The organism is Methylicorpusculum sp. (assembly GCF_030651835.1).
In the GTDB taxonomy this organism is placed as follows: Bacteria; Pseudomonadota; Gammaproteobacteria; order Methylococcales; family Methylomonadaceae; genus Methylicorpusculum.
The window spans coordinates 34,054-53,094 of record NZ_JAUSBX010000137.1 but is presented as its reverse complement, the minus strand read 5'-3'; the positions used below and the strand labels follow the sequence as shown (position 1 = coordinate 53,094).

The window sequence follows — 19,041 nt, the reverse complement described above, 5'->3', positions numbered from 1 at the left end:
AGAGTCTCAATCTTGAGGGGTTACCAAAGGAGTTGCCTCTGCCGTAGACTTGTCTATCCGGATGAATTTGAGGCGTGAATATGTGTTGAATGATCGGCTAGCCAGCGTTAGATGCAATCACACGCTAACGATAAGTTTTAGTAAAGCATGAATTGCGCCAGCATCTATTGATTGATGCCGCCTGCTTTGGAGTTAGGCATGAAGCGAAAAACTCCATGGACCAAGGTCAAACCTACGAGATATCGGAGATTACACAAAACCCACGCGCCCGAGGCAACCAGTTATCGATTCGAGGCACATAAATCGCATTTTCCGCTCCTAATTATTAATCCGATCGAATCTTAGCCGGCGCGGGATGCCAGTAATAATGAGGGCCGGATAAATAGCATGACTGATCGATTCGCCAATCGTGTGGCATTTTTTTTGCTGGTAAATTTAGAAACGATCATGCATTTGGATGCATGTATTTTCCGCCAATCAAAATCCATACTGATAACAAAACTCATGACGACAACTTTTTCATCCTGTTATAAAGAGCCATTTATGGTTTTTTTGATTCATACGGCGGCATACGTTGCGATCGCATTGTCGCTGCAGGGCTGCGCCACCCCGGTTGGCACTAATCCGGTAGACATTCAGACTGGCTATCAATTAAACATCATGAGTGCTCTCTCAGCTGGAGAGGCATCGGAATCGGCAAAAATGGTGCTGCGGCGAAACGGCTTGCTGAACCGCTTTGAAATCGAGCCGGAAACCGTTCTGGCGGAACTGCATGCCAGTTTAAAACCCAGTCAGGATGAAGACAAACTGTTTGCTCTGGCCGAACTATCCATGCTGCATGCTCAACAAACCAACGACCATGCCTATTTCCTGGCATCCTCCGTGTACGCGTGGTCGCTATTGTTTCCGGGCAGTACCGAAGGTATCCGACTCAAGTATTCCGATCCCCGTTACCGCCTTGCTTACGAGCTTTATAACCAAGGTATTGCCCAAGGTCTGGCGAATCCGGACGACGATGATCAGGGCGAAATTGAAGTCTATTTAAAACCAGGTGAATACAAACTGCCTTTCGGCAAATTGACAGTCATGATTGACGAATCGGGCCTAACGTGGGGCGGTTATAGCCTGGAGCATTTTATTTCGACGGCTTCCATGGAGGTGCGCGGTTTACGCAATCGCTATCGCATACCTGGTTTGGGCGCCTCGTTGGCCGCCAGCATCGCCCAACAGAAAATTGATGGTAAAGCGGTCGGCTCCAACCGCATCGGTCCGCGCATCAAGGTTCCGGTTACGGCATTATTGCAATTGGGCGATGCACGCCGCCACCTTGCCAAGGGCGATCTCAGTGCACGCATTCAGGTTTATGCCGCGGATCAGACCATGGAAATTACGGTCAACGGCCAGCCGCAATCCCTTGAGTACGATCTGACTGCCGCACTGGCACAACAATTACAAAACAATCCATTATACGAACTGGAAATTGCCAATTTCTTCAGCAGCGGATTATTCGGCGGCATCATCCCCAAAGACCGAGCCCAAGATGGCTTGCTCACCTTGCATCCTTATCGTCCAGGGAAGATTCCCATCGTCTTGGTGCATGGCACGGCTTCAAGTCCGGCACGTTGGGCTGAATTGGTCAATGAACTGGAAGGCGATCCGCTCATCCGAGAACAATTTCAGATCTGGGCATTCATGTACGATTCGGCCAATCCCATACCTTATTCCGCTGGCCGACTGAGAACCGCATTACAAAAGGCGGTCAGGGAATTCGACCCACAGGGAACGGATGAGGCAATCCAACGCATGGTTGTGATCGGCCATAGCCAAGGCGGCTTATTGACCAAAACGACCGCAATCGACAGCGGAACACAATTTTGGGATTTGATTAGCGACAAACCGTTTGAGGAAATCTCGGTCAGCCCCGAAACCCGGCAATTGTTAAAGGAGTCTCTGTTTTTCGAACCTTTGCCGTTTGTCAAACGCCTGGTCTTCATTTCCACCCCGCAGCATGGTGCAATGGCAGCGGCCCATGATTGGGTTACGAGCCTGGTTTCCAGACTGGTCAAGCTGCCATCAACCGTGCTCAACGGAATCGAGCAGGCCGCGGTTTCCAGTGGAGACGAAAAGCTGAATCGGTTGCTGCGCAGACCGCCGACCGCTGCTGACAATATGAATCCCAACAATCCCGCCTTGAAAACATTAGCTTCCATTCCAATATCACCGATTGTACGCGCGCACTCCATCATTGCGGTAGACGGCGATGGTCCGATAGAAGAAGGCGATGATGGTGTGGTTGCTTACCGAAGCGCGCATATCGACGATGTAATTTCGGAAAAAATCATTCGCTGGGGGCATTCCTGCCAAGACCAACCCGAGGCTATTGAGGAAATACGTCGTATTCTAATGGAGCATTTGATCACGCCGGATTTTATGACCAGATAGAATATTTACGCGGATTTCACTACACATTAACAGTGTGCCAATTAGTGGGATTAAACACAAAAAAACCTAAAATTTTAGGAAAAAGGATTGAAATCACTGGCTAGAGTAGCTCACATTGCGGTCATTGCATCAAGAAACCTTTTTGACCGCAATTGGCCGAGTACCGGAGACCACGAAAGGCTGCTTCGTAGAAGCGAAACCAAAAAAACGATAATTAGGCATGCGGCCGCTTTGGAGAAAGGTGTATGGCGGGATTGGGTCTCCGGGTGGCTGTCTTCTCTTCAGATCCATTACCGGAAAGCTGTCATTGAATTCCGATTCCTGAAAGCGGCTATTCGCCAGCGAGTTCAACCGACCCAAACCAGTCTATTCACCTGGTCTTCCAAATGTCAGTTCATATCGATTTTCAGTCATTCAATAAAGTGGATATGGAATTATCCCGACCTGTTTAGCATGGCGAAAATGAGTGTTATCCCGTTCAGTGCTCAAGCGTTTATGATATTTTTTGAAATTGAACTTGCAGAAGACTCAGTTACGGCGTAACAATATCGACCTGGATAATAACTGGTTAGGCCGCAGACGTCTTGGTCCTGCCAGTAGAGGCCGAGGATCGGCTACGGTGTACCCGCTTCTGGGTACGTGCACAGACGGCCTTCTTGTCATCAACTTAGGAGATGTCGAAATGGAAACATTCGTCGGGCAAATTCAACTCTTTGCATTCAATTATGCTCCGAAAGGATGGTTGATCTGCAATGGAGCAATGCTCCCTATCGAGCAGCATGTGATGGTTTATACCCTTCTCGGCACGACATATGGTGGCGACGGCCAACGTACGTTTGCGCTTCCCAACCTCGTTGGGAAGGAACCGGCGCCGGGTCTGGTCTATTGCATCTGTGTGGAGGGTCTCTTCCCTTCGAGGCCGTAGCTTCCAAGTGCGCGTCCGGCTTGAGCCGGCCGTGTCGTTTATCGCTGGTATACGCCCCGACTTCTGTCGCCGTTGGGCAATGCTGTTGAACGTTGGCTGAGGCGGGGCAAGCAACCCCGCAGCACCAATACGGCCTGACGAATAAGGTTAGATTGTGGTTCGCTTTGCCCACCTCCAAGCGATTGGTGGAGTAATTTTTGAACTAATGAATTCAAGCAATGGTTCCGTTTGAAGGCAGTGATTTCACAGCTGCGTCCAACTTTTCGGATTGGGGGTTTCCATGTGCGAGCCAATCTTTTCCATAGACCGCGGCGAGTGCACTTCCAAACTCATTTGCGGTTGCCCCGGTGAATCCGGATCCAGGTAGTCCATTGTCAGTCTTGACGACCAGAACGGTCAACGGCGGAAGTTTTTCTAGAATGCAATATGACTGAATCGGTTCCAATAAGTTACCTAGACCTGCTGGTGGGACTCCAATCAATTTCCCGAGATCTGCGTAGGTGAGTGTCTGCCTATTTCGCGCAACCCATGCAAGAACGGACCAAATTTGACAAGCGCGCTCGGATGTCTTCATATTGCCTCTCGAAGTTTGAAGAAAATATTGGATATGCCTAACAAGTTTTTAAGCTGTTAACAGTATAACTACCACGAAACTAGGGCTGCAAAACTAAATTATTGAACTGCAAGGATTTTTACCTTCCGTATATCATCCAAACTGAGCCAATAGGTGAAATTAGAGGCTGTCATATTGACTGTTACCGCATCTCTTCAGTCAGGCGTTCGAATCATAGCTTAGTCAGCGCAATATTTCGGATCAGCAAAGCCGTTATTTTTTAAGTGGTTTTAGTTGTATCTGGCTTTTAAGCAAATAATCATTGGCGACAATGAGCTAGTTTGCAGTCAGTTATTTAGGGGTATTCAGTGACGGAAAATGGCCGGGTCTAGCCAAAGAGGACGCAAGATTGCTTGCCTAAAAGCTATCATTCGTTGAACTTAGGTATCGAAAATTTCGTCGGGAGCCTCAACGGCCGGTAATGGCTGGTTACGATTGTCTCAAAACATTGTCGGCCCGATTGCCAGGTACACGGTATTTCATTATCCGAATACGAATATCCGATTAAAACTGAACCTAATGGTTCGTCGTATTTTTCCGGTTAAGTGCTACTCTTATGTCACATGTAGCAAGGCCTTTTGAGAAAACACTTTGCAAGAAGACTTAATTACAAATTTATCGGTACTGGAAAGCCACCTGGATGGCGTGCTCGGAAGAGTCAACCAAAACAGCCGGTCATTTAAAAAATTACAAGACTTTGAACGGCAACTGATCAATGCCAGTTCGCTGGCTGAGATGATTTTGCTGGTTTTGCATGAGGGAAAAGTCTTTTTTAATATTGATGTGCTGACTTTCAGCATCATTGATACCGATGGAGAATTAGCTGAAAGCCTGGCTGAAGAAGGTTTGGAACCCGACAATATTAAAGATTTGATTTTGTTACAGGATAAAGAGTTGTTAAACCATACGTTCAGTTTAGCAATGAGACCCTTTATAGGGCAATTTCGACCGGATAAGTGTGGCGATTTTTTTTCCAAAGTCGATGAAAAGCCTGTTTGTGTTGCCATTATCCCGCTATGCCGCCGAGGTACTGTCATGGGTGCGCTGAACTTTGGCAGCTATCAGTCTGACCGTTTTATAGACAATATGGCGACTGATTTTCTTGAGCATATGGTCTCGGTGGTCAGTATTTGTCTGGAAAACAATCTGAATTATGAAACCATGCGGCGCACCAGTTATATCGATACGCTGACCCGGGTCAATAACCGGCGATTTTTAGAGCAACGGATGAGCGAAGAGCTGGATCGCTGTCAACGAAGCAACGAGGCGCTTTCGTGCCTTTTCTTAGATATCGATCATTTTAAACAGGTCAATGACACTTATGGTCATCAAGCGGGTGACTATGTTCTGAAACTTGTCGCGAGTACTATCAAAAACCTGCTCAGAAATAATGATGTATTGGCACGGTATGGAGGTGAGGAATTTGTTGCGCTGCTCTCACATATTGATGATAAAACGCTTAAAAGCATAGCCGAACGTATTCGGGCCACCATTGAGGGATTAGTCATTGTCTTTGACGGTCAATCCATTTCCTTGACTATATCCATAGGGGCTTCATCGTGTATTCCCTCCGAATCTAAATTATTAACAGGCCCTGTCCTTGCTGCTAAACTGATCGAGTCAGCTGATAGTGCCCTGTATAAAGCTAAACATAATGGCCGCAACAAGGTTGAAATATCAGAATGTGTCTCTGATCTATCTGAAGTACACTGGAAACGTGCTTGACTGAATGGTTTGTAACCTTACTTGATTTTCAGTCTTGAATTCTGTCCCATGATATTAGAATATCCATCACTATTAATATGATGTATCGAGATAAAACATGATTGAGCAAATGGTCAAATATTGCAACATAGTCTCAATAGTCGGAAATATCATTACTGTCAGGGTCAGTCCTACGAATGAAAACTCCGAAATAAGAACACGTTTTGGGGATTTGGCCAAAGTTGAAGACACAAACGGCACGGTCTCTCTGGCTCAAGTCATAAAAATCGATGATCGCAAAATCTCGCTACAAGTGTTTTCGGGTACACGGGGCATTTCAACCGATGCATCGGTTCGGTTTTTAGGGCATGGTCTGGAAGTCACTTATTCTGAAAACATCTTAGGCCGCATTTTCAACGGTGTTGGCAATCCCATGGATGGAGGGTCCGATTTACAACCCGATCCCAAAGTGTCCATTATCAGTGCCTCGGTAAATCCTCTAAAAAGAGTATTGGCATCAAGAATGATCCGAACCGATGTGCCGATGATTGATCTATTCAATTGTTTGGTGGAAAGCCAAAAGATTCCTATTTTTTCAATAGCGGGTGAGCCGTTCAATGCCTTTCTGGCACGGATTGGTATTCAGGCGGATGCTGATATCGTCGTTTTCGCTGGATTAGGTCTGATTTTTGATGACTTTCATTATTTTAGAAACCAGTTCGAAACAGCCGGTGTTTTTGCCAGAACCGTGATGTTTTGTAATTTAGCCTCAGACCCCATCGTCGAACGTTTGATGGTTCCCGATCTTGCTTTGGCGGTTGCAGAACGCTTTGCGGTCGAGGAGGGAAAGCGGGTATTGGTTCTGATGACCGATATGACCGCCTATGCCGATGCGATGAAGGAAATTGGCATTTCAATGGAGCATGTGCCGTCCAATCGCGGCTATATGGGCGATTTATATTCGCAATTGGCCCGCCGATATGAAAAAGCCTGTGACTATAAAGGCGCGGGCTCGGTCACCATTTTGGCCGTTACGACTATGCCGGGGAATGATGTAACTCATCCTGTCCCGGATAATACGGGTTATATCACCGAAGGCCAGTTTTATCTTCACGATGGCATGCTGGATCCATTTGGATCATTATCACGGCTAAAGCAACATGTTATCGGTAAAGTAACCCGCGAAGATCATGCTCAGATAATGAACACCATGATTCGTTTTTATTCTGCGGCCAATGAAGCCGAACAAAAATTGGCCATGGCCTTTGATTTATCGCCATTTGATAACAAACTCCTAAAATTCGGTCAATTATTTCGAACGCGGTTTATGGATATTCAAGTTTCGATGACCTTGGAAGCTGCCCTGGACTTAAGCTGGCAAACGCTTGCTGAGTGTTTTGATGAAACCGAACTGCTCATGAAACAAGCCTTGATAGATAAATATTTCCCTAAAGACCGGTATGAGCAAGCTATTACTGAGTAAGGCTTCTTTACATAAAGAAACCCATAAGTTATCGGTTTACCGGCAATATTTGCCTTCGCTGGATTTAAAGCGTCAGCAACTGATTATCGAAAGAAACAGAATAGTGGCTGAAATGGCTGAAACAGAACGGAATATTGCTGTCTGTGAACGCTTTGTTATTGAAAACCTGCCCATGCTTTCGAACCGTGATCTGGATTTGTCTGGATTGGTTAAAATAGCTAAAGTTACTATTGGGGAAGAAAATATAGTCGGCATTCAGCTTCCCGTTATTACTGACGTTGTACTACTGATCCGGCCTTATTCGAATTATACCTATCCGCATTGGGTAGATCATCTGGTCAAGGAATTGGCGGCCACCCTAAGACTCAAAGTGGCGTTGACTGTCCAGCGTCAGCGCATGGAAATCATGGAAAAAGCAGTTAAAAGATTGACGCAAAAAGTAAATCTTTTCGATAAAGTTTTGATACCCAAGGCCAGTCAAAATATACGAAAAATACGGATATTTTTATCGGATACCGAGCGCGCGGGCGTGGTAAGAGCTAAAATTACCAAGCAAAATCGACAGCTCAGAGAACTTTAATGGCAATTGTCAAATTAAAAAAAGTGACCTTGTGCGGTTTGAGTGATGCAAAAACTCAAACGCTCATTGATCTGCAAAAGATGGGTGTTCTGCATCTAATTCCAATGCAAACAGCGTTGTCGACTGAAAGCACCGAATGTTATCAAGCTGAGCAGGTTATCGAAGCACTTAAATACCTGAATCAGTGCCCCAATAAACGGCATCAGATGCATTCATCGGATCAGTTTGATTTGGATGTCACCACCCAGGAAGTCCTCAAAGTCAAGTCAAGTATAAGATCGCTTTCTGATCAGCGGGACGCGCTTAAAAAGCGAATCGAGGAAATTGAACCCTGGGGTGATTTTCAGTTGCCTGATCCCGAAGAAGTTGCCGGTCTCAAACTCTGGTTTTACATCGTTCCGAAAAGATTGATCACTGAGATTGCTGACAATCTTATTTGGCAATGCGTTTATCAAAATAATCAATTTGCCTATGTTGTTGTAGTTGCTGAAACTGAACCCCAAAATTCAGCTATGCCGGTTGCAAGAACGCATACCGGTAGTATTTCTTTGTCGCAGTTACGGCATCAGTTGAATGAAATCACACTGGCTCTGGAAGATAGGCAAGCTGAGCGTGAATCATTGACTCGCTGGATAGCGGTGATGATATTGCATCTCAATGAAGCGACTGACAGCAGTGAACTGGCTCTTGCAGAAAGAATGGCCTTGTATGAAAGCGGCGTTTTTGCGATACAGGGATGGCTGCCAGAAAAAGATTTAGAACGCTTAAAAGCTTTTGCCGATCAACGTCAATTGGCTATCTTGATTGAAGAACCCTCTTCTGTTGATAAACCACCAACGCTGCTGGAAAATCGGGCTGAACTGGCAGGAGGGGAGGAGGTTGTCAATTTTTACCAGACACCGGCCTATCAAGGCTGGGACCCTTCAGTAGCCGTATTCATATCATTCACCCTGTTTTTTGCCATGATTTTGTCCGATGCCGGTTATGCTGCTGTGTTTGGTTTGATCCTGTTATTAAAGTGGAAAACATTGGGACAAACAGAAAAGAAAAAGCGCTTACGTTTTTTGGCTGCAACTACAGTTAGTGTGGCTTTATTTTGGGGTGTTTTAACAGGCGGCTATATGGGCTACAGTCCCCCCAGCGAGAGTTTTTTGGGTGGGATTAAAATTTTCGATATCAATGATTTTGATCAAATGATGGCTTTGTCTATGGGTGTTGGCGTCATTCATATCAGTATGGCCAATTTGATTCTGGCTTATCAACACAAACAGTCATCATCGGCTTTTGGCTCAGTTGGATGGGTATTAATAGTTTGTGCGGGCTTTGGCTCCTGGTTTTTGTCTCGTTACGACAATCAATCGTTAATTGATACCTGTTATGGGGTGATGGGAGCGGGTTTCGTCATGTTGATATTATTCAGCAGTGAAAAACCTTTTGATTCCTGGAAAAATTTCGGTGGACGCTTGCTGGATGGTCTAAAAAATACGGTAAGAATCACCCAGTTATTTGGCGATGTATTGAGTTATATGCGCTTATTTGCGTTAGGTTTAGCCAGTGCCTCACTCGCGTTAACATTTAACCAGTTAGCTGTTCAGGTCTATCATGCCATGCCTGGATTGGGCTTGTTATTCAGCATCATTATCCTTTTATTTGGGCATGGATTGAATTTGGTGTTATGTCTTATGAGTGGCGTGGTTCATGGTTTACGTCTGAATTTTATTGAATTTTATAATTGGAGTGTGTCTGATGAAGGTTATCCTTTCAAAGCGTTTGCCAAAAAGGGAGGCCACTAATGGCTGAGCTATTGATAATTCTCGGTTGGATTGGTCTATATGCACCCATGGCTTTGGGAGCAATTGGCAGCATAATTGGTTGCGCGGTAGCAGGGCAAGCGGCTATCGGAGCAATGCTGGACACTGAAAGTGGTTATGGCCGCTATATTGGCGTGTCTGCAATGCCTTCTTCACAGGTCATTTACGGAATCGTAGTGATGTTTACCCTTAACAGACCTATTAGCGCCGATGTTGCTCCCGGTATTTTTGCGATCGGCGTTTTAGCCGGACTGGCACTTATGTACAGTGCCATTTATCAAGGTCAGTGTTGCGCTTCGGCTATCCATGCGTCAAAAGCCAAACCGGAAATTTTTGGTTTATCCATTGCGCCGGCGGCTATTGTTGAAGGGTTTGCTGTTTTTGCATTTATATTTGCGTTGGTTATCAGCGGCGGTATTGCTCAATCGTAAGGGATTGTTTTCATGAAAGCAGAAAAAACCCATGTTGCCTCTTCCGGAGTTGAAGAGCTGATTAAACGTTTAAAGGATGAAGCCGTAAATGCCGGCCAGGAAAAAGCCGAAACAATTATTGTCGATGCTCAAAAAAGGGTCGACTGGATGCTTGAAGAGGCCAAATCTGAAGCACAAGCAATACTGTCAAAAGCGCATGCTGAAGCCGAAACCATCAAATCGGCCGGAAATGACGCATTAAGACTGGCGGGGCGCGATGCGTTAATAAAACTAAGAGACACGTTGCTGGGCAGTTTCAGTAAGGAATTAAAAGGTGTTGTGGGTGAACAGATGGGGAAAGAAGCCTTCATCGAACAGTTGATAATGGCTTTGGCTGTCAGAGTTAGAGAAAAAACCGGAATGGATTCAAACAGCCGCATTACGTTTCAATTACCTGAAGATGTCGTAGGCGTTGACGCATTAAAAAAGAATCCGGAAGAATTGAATCAAGGTATTTTATCCAGATTAACCGCTGCGATAGCCGCTGATCTTTTGCGAGAAGGTGTCAATTTTAAGATTTCCGATCAGTTCAGTGCGGGAATTCAGGTCAAACTTGACGATCAGGACATTGTTATTGATTTAACTGATGAGGCCGTTTCCGCTTTATTACTCGAGCATTTACAGCCGAGGTTCAGGGCATTATTGCAAGGGATCGTTAAATAATGCATGACCGGTTCAAATACATACTGTTGCTCAGCAGCTTGCCGTTGCATCCTAAAAGCTTCATAACCGCCAAACAAACGCCGGTATCAAGAATTCAGCTGGATAAGCGTTTGGCTTTGTTATCAGAGGACGATGCGACTGAGTTAGGCAGAATTGAATCCATATTGCGTTGGGGAAAATCAGCCGATGAAACGGATCAATCCTCAGTTAAAGCCAATACTCAACTGCTTGCCTTAATCAAACATCCTCTGCTTCAGCACATTGTCGGCTGGCGATTGGAATTGCGCACCATTTTATCCGCACTGCGAAAACGTCAGGCCGGGATAAATCCAACAACTGCAGACGTGTTTTACGGATTTGGCAAATGGCCGGAGTTGATTAAAAAAAATTGGCATGAAAAAGACTTTGGAATGAGCCATTTGATTCCCTGGTTACCTGAAGCCAATAAGTTATTTGAAGCCGGTGATTCAATGGAATTGGAAAAGTTCATGTTGAATTTGGTCTGGCAATACTATGCCAGACTCGGAAATGATCATTACTTTGATTTCGTTGCTGTTGCCATCTATGTTTTGCGTTGGGATTTGATCAGTCGGTGGTCAAGTTATGACAGAGACGAAGCCAAACTTCGGTTTGATGAGTTGGTTGACGCCGGACTTATCGATTTTTAACACACAACAATTAACTTTCAATGGAAAATCCAACCTCGGATAAAGCATCGATTACAGCGCGAGTTATTGCTGTTCAGGATGATATTGTTTCAATTGAAATACTGCCTGACAGCAATAAGCCGCTAACCAAAAATGAAGTCATTTATATCCTGCCCTCTCGAACAGCAAAGACACATCAAGAACATTTAAAAGCAGAAGTGCTTAGAATCAACGGAAATAGAGCCGATGCCCAGGTGTATGAAAGTACCATCGGTGTCGGTGTCGGTGATCCGGTAATACAAAGTGGTGAATTGCTATCGGTGGAATTGGGGCCGGGATTGTTGGGACAAGTCTACGATGGTTTGCAAAACAGACTGGATCTTCTCGCTGCTGAATTTGGCTATTTTTTGCCTAGAGGTGTTGAATATTCTGCTTTGGATCATAATGCCAAATGGGCGTTTACGCCTACTGTAAAAGTCGGCACACAGCTTAAAGCAGGCTCAGTTCTAGGCAGTGTTCAGGAACGGCGTTTTTGCCACAAGATCATGGTTCCCTTTGATTGTGTCGGTGAAGTTACAGTAACCTGGATTCAAGAAGGTAATGTGACTGTTGATGAGCCGGTAGCTAAAATAAAATCAGCGAACGGCAAAGAGCGATTAGTGACATTAATACAGCGATGGCCGGTACGAAGACCCTTGCCTCAACACATGTTGAAGACAAATCTTGCTACCCGTATCTATCCAGTAGAGCCTCTGATTACTCACCTGAGACTGATTGACACGTTCTTCCCCATTGCCTTAGGCGGAACCGGCTGTATTCCGGGACCTTTCGGCGCTGGAAAAACAGTACTGCAATCACTGATTTCAAGAAATTCCGAAGTGGATATCGTGATCGTGGTCGCCTGTGGTGAAAGAGCGGGCGAAGTCGTAGAAACCATCACCGAATTTCCAATGATGACCGATCCTAAAACGGGCGGATCGTTAATGGATAGAACCATCATCATCTGTAATACCTCATCCATGCCTGTTGCCGCGCGAGAAGCCTCCATCTATACGGGGATCACGCTCGGTGAGTATTACCGGCAAATGGGGCTGAAAGTTTTATTGCTGGCCGATTCAACCTCTCGTTGGGCTCAAGCGATGCGCGAAACATCCAGTCGTTTAGAAGAAATTCCCGGCGAGGAAGCCTTTCCTGCATATCTGGATTCGGCAATAAAAAGTGTCTATGAGCGTGCCGGGGTGATTAGATTACATGATGGAACCACAGGCAGCATGACCTTAATAGGAACCGTTTCACCTGCCGGGGGTAATTTTGAGGAACCGGTGACCCAGTCTACACTGAGTACCGTTAAGACCTTTTTAGGATTGAGTGCCGACCGCGCTTACAAGCGGTTTTATCCTGCGGTTGATCCCTTACTGTCCTGGTCCCGTTATTCGGAACAACTTAAAGTCTGGTATGACGAACATCTTGATACCGGCTGGACTGAGCGTGTCACTGAAGTGTTGGCTTTGCTTAGACGAGGGGATGCCATTTACCAGATGATTCAGGTAGCTGGAGAGGAAGGCATTACTCTCGAAGACTTCATTCTTTACCAACAGTCCTTGTTTTTCGATATGGTGTATTTGCAGCAGGACGCGTTTGACAAAGTTGATGTGTCTGTGCCTTTAGACCGGCAAAAAGCCGTGTTCAACTTGATTTATACGCTGATTTCATATCCCTATCATTTTTCTGATCAGGAACAAGTGAGAAGCTATTTTACGCGCTTGACCGGGTTATTTAAAAATCTCAACTATGCTCCCTGGCAATCAAAAGAATATGATCAGCTGATGGCAAAAATTGAGCTGCTCGCCAATGAATACGTGAATAAATAAAAGCAACTAAACCCAATGTTGCCAGCAATTCTCAATTTGAAGGGAAAAATGGGCTGGGGGAAGCTTTTTGAGGATGTCGGCAGCAGGGATGCTGCTGTCAAGCCCCCATGGATAGGTTACGGCTTGGCTCGCCAGTCTAGCACTGGATGCAACATTGTGATGATCTAGGAATTATGCGCATCAATCAAAAGACTCCGCTGTTCTTATTAGGGCTGTTGTCTCTAGCTCCCTCATTCGTCTACGCTCATACCGGCAATCTGACACTGAGTGGCTGGACTAACGGCTTTAATCATCCTTTGCACGGCTGGGATCATCTTTTAACTATGCTCGCCGTCGGCGTTTGGGCTGCGCAATTGGGCGGACGGGCGGTATGGCAGCTTCCCCTTGCCTTCGTCGGGGTGATGAGTGCCGGTGGGTTGGTCGGCATGATGGGAGTGTCCGTGCCGGGTGTGGAATCAATGATTCTGCTGTCCGTGGCGGTTTTCGGTTTTCTGGTCGTCCGCCGCATCCGCTCTCAAGCAGTAATCAGCATACTCATCGTGGTTTTTTTCGCCTTTTTTCATGGCTATGCGCACGGCCAGGAAATGCCTACATCGGCCAGTCTGCTGTCATTCGCGCTTGGCTTCATGTTGGCGACCTTATTACTTCACAGTGCGGGCATCCTGGCCGCGCGTCTGGTTTTTCTGGCTTTCGCCTATTCTGTGGGCAACAGCGCTTATGCTGAATCGTCCGGGAACGCTGAAATCGCCAAATCCACCGCCCAAGTTACCGATGGGGAACCGGTGGCACTATCAGAAATGATCGTAACTGAACGCGCCGATTCAATGGTTGGTTATGCCGATAGCGCCTCGCAAGGCAATGTGGGGCAGGCGCAGTTGGAATATCGGCCCATCAGCCGTCCCGGTGAAATACTCGAAACGGTGTCTGGCCTCATTGCTTCTCAACACAGTGGCGAAGGCAAAGCGAACCAGTATTATTTGCGAGGCTTTAATCTCGATCACGGTACCGATTTTCTGACCCAGATCGATGGCGTGCCGATCAATCAGGTGTCCAATGCGCACGGACAAGGCTGGACGGATACCAACTTTCTCATTCCCGAATTGATCAAGACTCTTACCTATCAAAAAGGTAATTACTCTGCCGAAAACGGCGACTTTTCCAGTGTCGGCGCGGCCAATATCAAATACTTCAACGATCTGCCCAACAACTTCGTTAAATTTACCGGCGGCAGTTTCGATTACTATCGGGGTTTGGCGGCAGGATCGACTAAACTGGATGAGAACAGCCGCCTGCTTTACGCCGGCGAAGTCGTCAATAACGGCGGCCCGTGGACGGTGAGCAATGATTATCTTAAATTTAATGGCGTGCTCCGTTACAGTAAAGAACTTGAAGATTGCGGTTGGAGCGTCACAGCAATGGCTTATAAGGCCGATTGGAATTCAACCGATCAGATTCCTCAGCGTGCCGTCGATTCCGGTGTGATTGGCCGGTACGGGACCATTGACCCGACCGATGGCGGTAGCAGTCAGCGTTTCAGTCTGACGGCCGAATGGCACCGCCAGGATGACGCCGGCGCGACCCAGTTGATGGCATATGGTCTTTATAGCGAAATGGCTTTGTATTCGAACTTCACCTACTTCCTGAATGATCCGGTTAAGGGAGACCAATTTGCGCAACCTGATCAACGTTGGACCTCGGGTCTCAAAGCAAGTCATAGTTTTTTTCATCACCTCGGCATGGCTGATTCCGAAACTATCCTAGGGTTGCAAATCCGTAACGACACTATCCAAAATGGCCTGCTGTTAACTCAAGCCAAAGTTCGCTATGAAACCGTGCGCGAAGATGATGTCTGGGTAACGAGTGTCAGTCCCTACGCGGAAAACAAAACGCGCTGGAATGACTGGCTGCGCACCACTCTTGGCGTACGCTTCGATGGCTTTCGCTTTAATGTGGACAATAGCACTATCCCGGAAAACAACGGCAACACTACCGACGGTTTGGTCAGCCCCAAGCTCGGCATCGTCTTCGGACCTTGGGCTCAAACAGAGCTTTACCTCAATGGCGGCCTCGGGTTTCATAGTAACGATGCCCGCGGCGTGAACACACGTGTTGACCCCGCTAGCGGTAAATCGGTCGATGCCGAAGGAAATCCTATCAAACCGGCAGCCCCTCTGGCCCGCACGTATGGCGCAGAAACCGGTCTCCGCACTACCTGGGTCAAGGGCTTGCAAAGCACTCTGGCGGTGTGGTGGCTGGATATTGATTCCGAACTTTTGTTCGTGGGCGATGCCGGCACTACCGAAGCCAGTCGTCCCAGTCGACGCTACGGCGTGGAGTGGGCTAATTACTACTCACCGACAGATTGGTTGACGTTCGATGCGGATTTCAGTTTTTCCAAGTCAAGGTTTCGCGATGATGCGCCGGAAGGTAATCATATTCCTGGGTCAGTGGAAACGGTCATTGCCTCCGGCGCTACGTTTCATGACCTCTATGGCGGCTTTTTTGGAGGTCCGCGTCTGCGCTACTTTGGTCCGCGGTCATTGATCGAAGATAACAGCGTCCGTTCAGATTCAACTATTCTCTTGTCTGCAATGCTTGGCTACGCATTCAACAAGAACTGGACTGTACAGGCGGAGATGTTTAATCTTCTGGATAGAAAAGACAGCGCCATTGACTACTACTACCCATCCCGGCTACCCGGCGAAGACGCTGCCGGCATCGATGATGTTCACTTTCATCCGGTTGAACCGATAAGCTTCCGAATCAGTTTGAAAGCTGCATTCTGAAGAGGAAAGACGTGTTTTAAAGCGAATAATCGGAATCAGAATGTACGCATCAAATTTCCAAACAGGGTCGCCATGAACATTTTCGGTCCTTGAATTTACTCATAAGTTCTAGTCTTCAAGTTCGATGTCGAGATATTAAGCAGGAAAAACTTTGTCTTGGTTTTATAGCTTCGAATGGTTTATCTGGGAGCCGACAATTCATCTACTAACCGTTTTATTGGCATATTGGCAGGCATCGCCTCCGCAGCTTTTTTAGCGTATACCAGCGCCATTTTTCCATCGTTCATTTCCAGATGCATCGAAATCAGGGCATTCAGGATTTCCATGTTAAACGGATGATGGGTTTCAGCGTCTTTGAGTACGGCAATAGCCTGTTTGGACTTACCTACTGAATTCAGTCCAATGGCATAGACGTAAGCGTATCGACCATTGTCCGGAGCAAGTTTATAAGCTTCAGCCAGTTCATTTAAAGCGTCAGTTTGATTGGCCTTGCGGATTAAAGTTAAACCTAATGCGTGATGTAAATCCGCTGCCTTCGGTAACACGGACAAACCTTGTCGCAAGTATTTTTCTCCTTCACTGTCTCGTCCTAATTGCCGGTAGACATCGGCAAGATTGACATAAGCACCGGCAAACTGCGGATCGAGCCTCAGTGCTCGTTGGTATGCGGCAATAGCTGCATCGAGCCGGCCTTGTCGCCACTCAAGATTACCGAGATTGACATTTTCCGATGGCCAATCGGCATTCAACGCCAAATAAGCGCGATATTCCTGTTCAGCGAGAGCTCGGTATTTGAGGTTATCTGCAGGAAACTGATCGTTCGGCACATCTGCCAAGATACGGAATGCTTCGATACGCACACCACGTATCGGATTGTTTAGTAACGGCGCGGCTGCCAGAATCCGATTGACCGGATCGACGGCTTCAATTAAACCCAAAGCCGCTATGCGAACAGACGGATCGCTATCTTTTAACCACTGCCGGACTGTGATTAACAAATCCTGATTCATCATTGGCTCGCTCAGATTGATGGCTGTTGCCCGAACAATGGCCGGTTTGCCTATATCTTGAGCTAACTGGATCAATGCCGGCAAAGCTTTGAACCCTTGCGTCACGCCATTGTGCAGTACGTGACCGTAATGGGGACGTTCGCGCCATGTCTTGCCGTACCAGCTATCCAAGGTAGCTGCAGCCCATTCTGGCTTGCGGTCGCGATGACATTGGTTACAAGCATTGGGGCTGCCTAATGATTGTGACAAATCAGGACGCGGTAAACGGAAACTGTGATCGTGCCGGCCATCGATAACCATGTAATTTTGTTCCGGTGCGTGGCACTCCATACATTGCTCACCTTTGGAATTAGGCCGATGAAAATGATGCTTTTCTGTATCAAAGGTTTCAGCATTGTGGCAACGAATACACAAGGCGTTACCTTCTGCTCGGAGTTTAAGCGCATGTGGTTCGTGGCAATCCATACAGGTCACGCCGTTTTGAAACATCTTGCTTTGGCGGAAGGACCCCCAAGTGTAGTCTTCGTCCCGCTGCTGTCCATCAGCGTAATAAGTGGGTTGCGTCAACAACGCCGGACGATGACTGTCTTCCAGCGGCAAACCGGGCGTACTGCTCTCAACCAAAGTTAACCGACGGGCATGACAGGCCCAGCAGGTATTCATCGCAGACTCATTAACGGGTTTCACGCGATGCGCAAATTTTGCATCGCTACCGGCAAAGATCCAGTCGTTCTGCCAGTGGCTTTCTAGTTTTACTGACAAGCCTTTATCGGTATCAGTGCTATAAGGAGGTTGATCCTGTTTCGCCCAAACCACATGCTGCGAGGCCGGTCCATGGCAAGCCTCACAGGCTACGTTGATTTCGTTGAAAGTAGTTAGGTAGCTATCCGTTGCCGCATCGTAACCTTTCTTGAGATTAGTCGAGTGGCATTCCGCACATTGCATGTTCCAGTTCTGATAACGACCGGTCCAGTGTAACTGATCTTTATAGTCAATATTTTCATCAGGATAAAGATGAAACCAACGTTGGCCACCTTCGGCTTTAGGCCTGCTATCCCAGACAACACCAAGCGCCTGATAACGGCCTCCTGGAAATGCAATCAGGTATTGCTGCAGCGGCATAACGCCAAACGTGTATTTGATCGGATAATCGGTCAATTTACCGTCAGGACCATCGGTGCGCACCATAAATTCGCCATCCCGCTTGAAGAAAGTCGATTCAATACCGTAGTAGTTGAATGTCGAATTATTAAAGTCGCCAAGTACAGTTCGTTCGTTGGCTTCCTGCATGGCCATTGCGTGATGCGAACCTTGCCATGCATCGAATTCAGCTTGATGACATTGCTGACATTCAGTCGCACCGACATGGTTTGCAGGTGTAGCAGGTTGAAGGGATTCAGACTTTTTAGTCGGAAAGGTAGCAGGCTTCTCCATTAACGGGATATTAGCAGCCCAATAATAAAAACCTGCCACCGATAATCCAAGCAGGATAAAGATGAGCGCTAAACCGAGGCGAAATTTGCTATGGCCGGCAACCGCAGATGATAATTTAGGCATATCGAGTGAGAAATTTATAGGTGAAGCGCCATCGGCATGAGGTCACAAAGAAAACTGAAATCATGCCGGCAGTTGATCTGACGTAAAAGGCGTGAGCACGAATCCCCGGCATGGCGTCGGAAACAGTATAAACAAAGCCAACCTAACGTTGTAAGCCCCGAATCCGAAAATAAATCGTCTCATTAACAATTGCATTCGCTTATCGCAAGTAATTTATGGGAAGACATGGCTGGGCTGGGCCCCTGTTGCTTTTGAACAAGAGTAATGGCTATTCAGTGATGTGAGCAGTCCTACGAGAGCCGATCGAACAGCGAGCCTTAACCCATCTTTAACAACCTAATTTAAAAACTCTTAAATTTCAATTAATTAGAAATCAAAAAAGTCTTAAGGCACTACACGCTTGTAAAGCCGATGAGTTTAAGTCAAACGTAAGTCTTTTGTACAACTCCCGTACCCTTGCTTTTTTCCTTGAGTCGGCC

At 46.7% G+C, this 19,041-nt stretch carries 12 protein-coding genes; 11 read left to right on the top strand and 1 reads right to left on the bottom strand.

Annotated features, from left to right (window positions below; all coding sequences use genetic code 11):
• Positions 1–387 precede the first annotated feature (387 nt).
• The 11 genes from Q7V32_RS17605 (at position 388) to Q7V32_RS17555 (ending at position 15,995) form a co-directional block, all read left to right on the top strand.
• Entirely contained in the window at positions 388–2,442 is a 2,055-nt protein-coding gene (locus tag Q7V32_RS17605; RefSeq protein ID WP_304898291.1) for a triacylglycerol lipase, read from the top strand.
• A gap of 682 nt (positions 2,443–3,124) precedes the next feature.
• The gene (locus Q7V32_RS17600; protein ID WP_304898290.1) at positions 3,125–3,367 is read left to right on the top strand and encodes a phage tail protein; all 243 of its coding nucleotides are present in this window, start codon (positions 3,125–3,127) and stop codon (positions 3,365–3,367) included.
• A gap of 1,204 nt (positions 3,368–4,571) precedes the next feature.
• On the top strand, positions 4,572–5,705 hold the full coding sequence (locus Q7V32_RS17595) for a sensor domain-containing diguanylate cyclase (protein WP_304898289.1): 1,134 nt from the start codon (positions 4,572–4,574) through the stop codon (positions 5,703–5,705).
• A gap of 97 nt (positions 5,706–5,802) precedes the next feature.
• The gene (locus Q7V32_RS17590) at positions 5,803–7,167 is read left to right on the top strand and encodes a V-type ATP synthase subunit B (protein ID WP_304898288.1); all 1,365 of its coding nucleotides are present in this window, start codon (positions 5,803–5,805) and stop codon (positions 7,165–7,167) included.
• Positions 7,145–7,747 carry a V-type ATP synthase subunit D gene (locus tag Q7V32_RS17585; protein ID WP_304898287.1) on the top strand — a complete coding sequence of 201 codons (603 nt, stop codon included), beginning with the start codon at positions 7,145–7,147 and terminating at the stop codon, positions 7,745–7,747. Before Q7V32_RS17590 ends, Q7V32_RS17585 begins: the two co-directional genes overlap by 23 nt.
• Positions 7,747–9,540 (top strand): V-type ATP synthase subunit I, encoded by a 1,794-nt coding sequence (locus Q7V32_RS17580; RefSeq protein ID WP_304898286.1) that lies wholly within the window; start codon positions 7,747–7,749, stop codon positions 9,538–9,540. The genes Q7V32_RS17585 and Q7V32_RS17580 overlap by 1 nt, the downstream gene beginning before the upstream one ends.
• Complete coding sequence (locus Q7V32_RS17575; RefSeq protein WP_304898285.1) at positions 9,540–9,989, top strand: ATP synthase subunit C; 450 nt, start codon at positions 9,540–9,542, stop codon at positions 9,987–9,989. Before Q7V32_RS17580 ends, Q7V32_RS17575 begins: the two co-directional genes overlap by 1 nt.
• A 12-nt stretch (positions 9,990–10,001) precedes the next feature.
• Complete coding sequence (locus tag Q7V32_RS17570) at positions 10,002–10,691, top strand: hypothetical protein (RefSeq protein ID WP_304898284.1); 690 nt, start codon at positions 10,002–10,004, stop codon at positions 10,689–10,691.
• Positions 10,691–11,359, top strand: a complete 669-nt coding sequence (locus Q7V32_RS17565) for a DUF2764 family protein (protein ID WP_304898283.1) — start codon at positions 10,691–10,693, stop codon at positions 11,357–11,359. The genes Q7V32_RS17570 and Q7V32_RS17565 overlap by 1 nt, the downstream gene beginning before the upstream one ends.
• A 20-nt stretch (positions 11,360–11,379) precedes the next feature.
• Positions 11,380–13,209 carry a V-type ATP synthase subunit A gene (locus tag Q7V32_RS17560; RefSeq protein WP_304898282.1) on the top strand — a complete coding sequence of 610 codons (1,830 nt, stop codon included), beginning with the start codon at positions 11,380–11,382 and terminating at the stop codon, positions 13,207–13,209.
• Between the two features lie 173 nt (positions 13,210–13,382).
• The gene (locus tag Q7V32_RS17555) at positions 13,383–15,995 is read left to right on the top strand and encodes a TonB-dependent receptor domain-containing protein (RefSeq protein ID WP_304898281.1); all 2,613 of its coding nucleotides are present in this window, start codon (positions 13,383–13,385) and stop codon (positions 15,993–15,995) included.
• A gap of 179 nt (positions 15,996–16,174) precedes the next feature.
• Here the strand turns inward: Q7V32_RS17555 and Q7V32_RS17550 are convergent, their stop codons facing one another.
• Positions 16,175–18,562 carry a tetratricopeptide repeat protein gene (locus Q7V32_RS17550; protein ID WP_304898280.1) on the bottom strand — a complete coding sequence of 796 codons (2,388 nt, stop codon included), beginning with the start codon at positions 18,560–18,562 and terminating at the stop codon, positions 16,175–16,177.
• Positions 18,563–19,041 lie beyond the last annotated feature (479 nt).

What these genes read in the sequence shown, in the direction of transcription:
- Q7V32_RS17605 (WP_304898291.1), top strand. Translation starts at nt 388, where the DNA reads ATGACTGATCGATTCGCCAATCGTGTGGCATTTTTTTTGCTGGTAAAT.
- Q7V32_RS17585 (WP_304898287.1), top strand. Translation starts at nt 7,145, where the DNA reads ATGAGCAAGCTATTACTGAGTAAGGCTTCTTTACATAAAGAAACCCAT.
- Q7V32_RS17580 (WP_304898286.1), top strand. Translation starts at nt 7,747, where the DNA reads ATGGCAATTGTCAAATTAAAAAAAGTGACCTTGTGCGGTTTGAGTGAT.
- Q7V32_RS17560 (WP_304898282.1), top strand. Translation starts at nt 11,380, where the DNA reads ATGGAAAATCCAACCTCGGATAAAGCATCGATTACAGCGCGAGTTATT.
- Q7V32_RS17555 (WP_304898281.1), top strand. Translation starts at nt 13,383, where the DNA reads ATGCGCATCAATCAAAAGACTCCGCTGTTCTTATTAGGGCTGTTGTCT.
- Q7V32_RS17565 (WP_304898283.1), top strand. Translation starts at nt 10,691, where the DNA reads ATGCATGACCGGTTCAAATACATACTGTTGCTCAGCAGCTTGCCGTTG.
- Q7V32_RS17590 (WP_304898288.1), top strand. Translation starts at nt 5,803, where the DNA reads ATGATTGAGCAAATGGTCAAATATTGCAACATAGTCTCAATAGTCGGA.
- Q7V32_RS17600 (WP_304898290.1), top strand. Translation starts at nt 3,125, where the DNA reads ATGGAAACATTCGTCGGGCAAATTCAACTCTTTGCATTCAATTATGCT.
- Q7V32_RS17575 (WP_304898285.1), top strand. Translation starts at nt 9,540, where the DNA reads ATGGCTGAGCTATTGATAATTCTCGGTTGGATTGGTCTATATGCACCC.
- Q7V32_RS17570 (WP_304898284.1), top strand. Translation starts at nt 10,002, where the DNA reads ATGAAAGCAGAAAAAACCCATGTTGCCTCTTCCGGAGTTGAAGAGCTG.
- Q7V32_RS17550 (WP_304898280.1), bottom strand. Translation starts at nt 18,562, where the DNA reads ATGCCTAAATTATCATCTGCGGTTGCCGGCCATAGCAAATTTCGCCTC.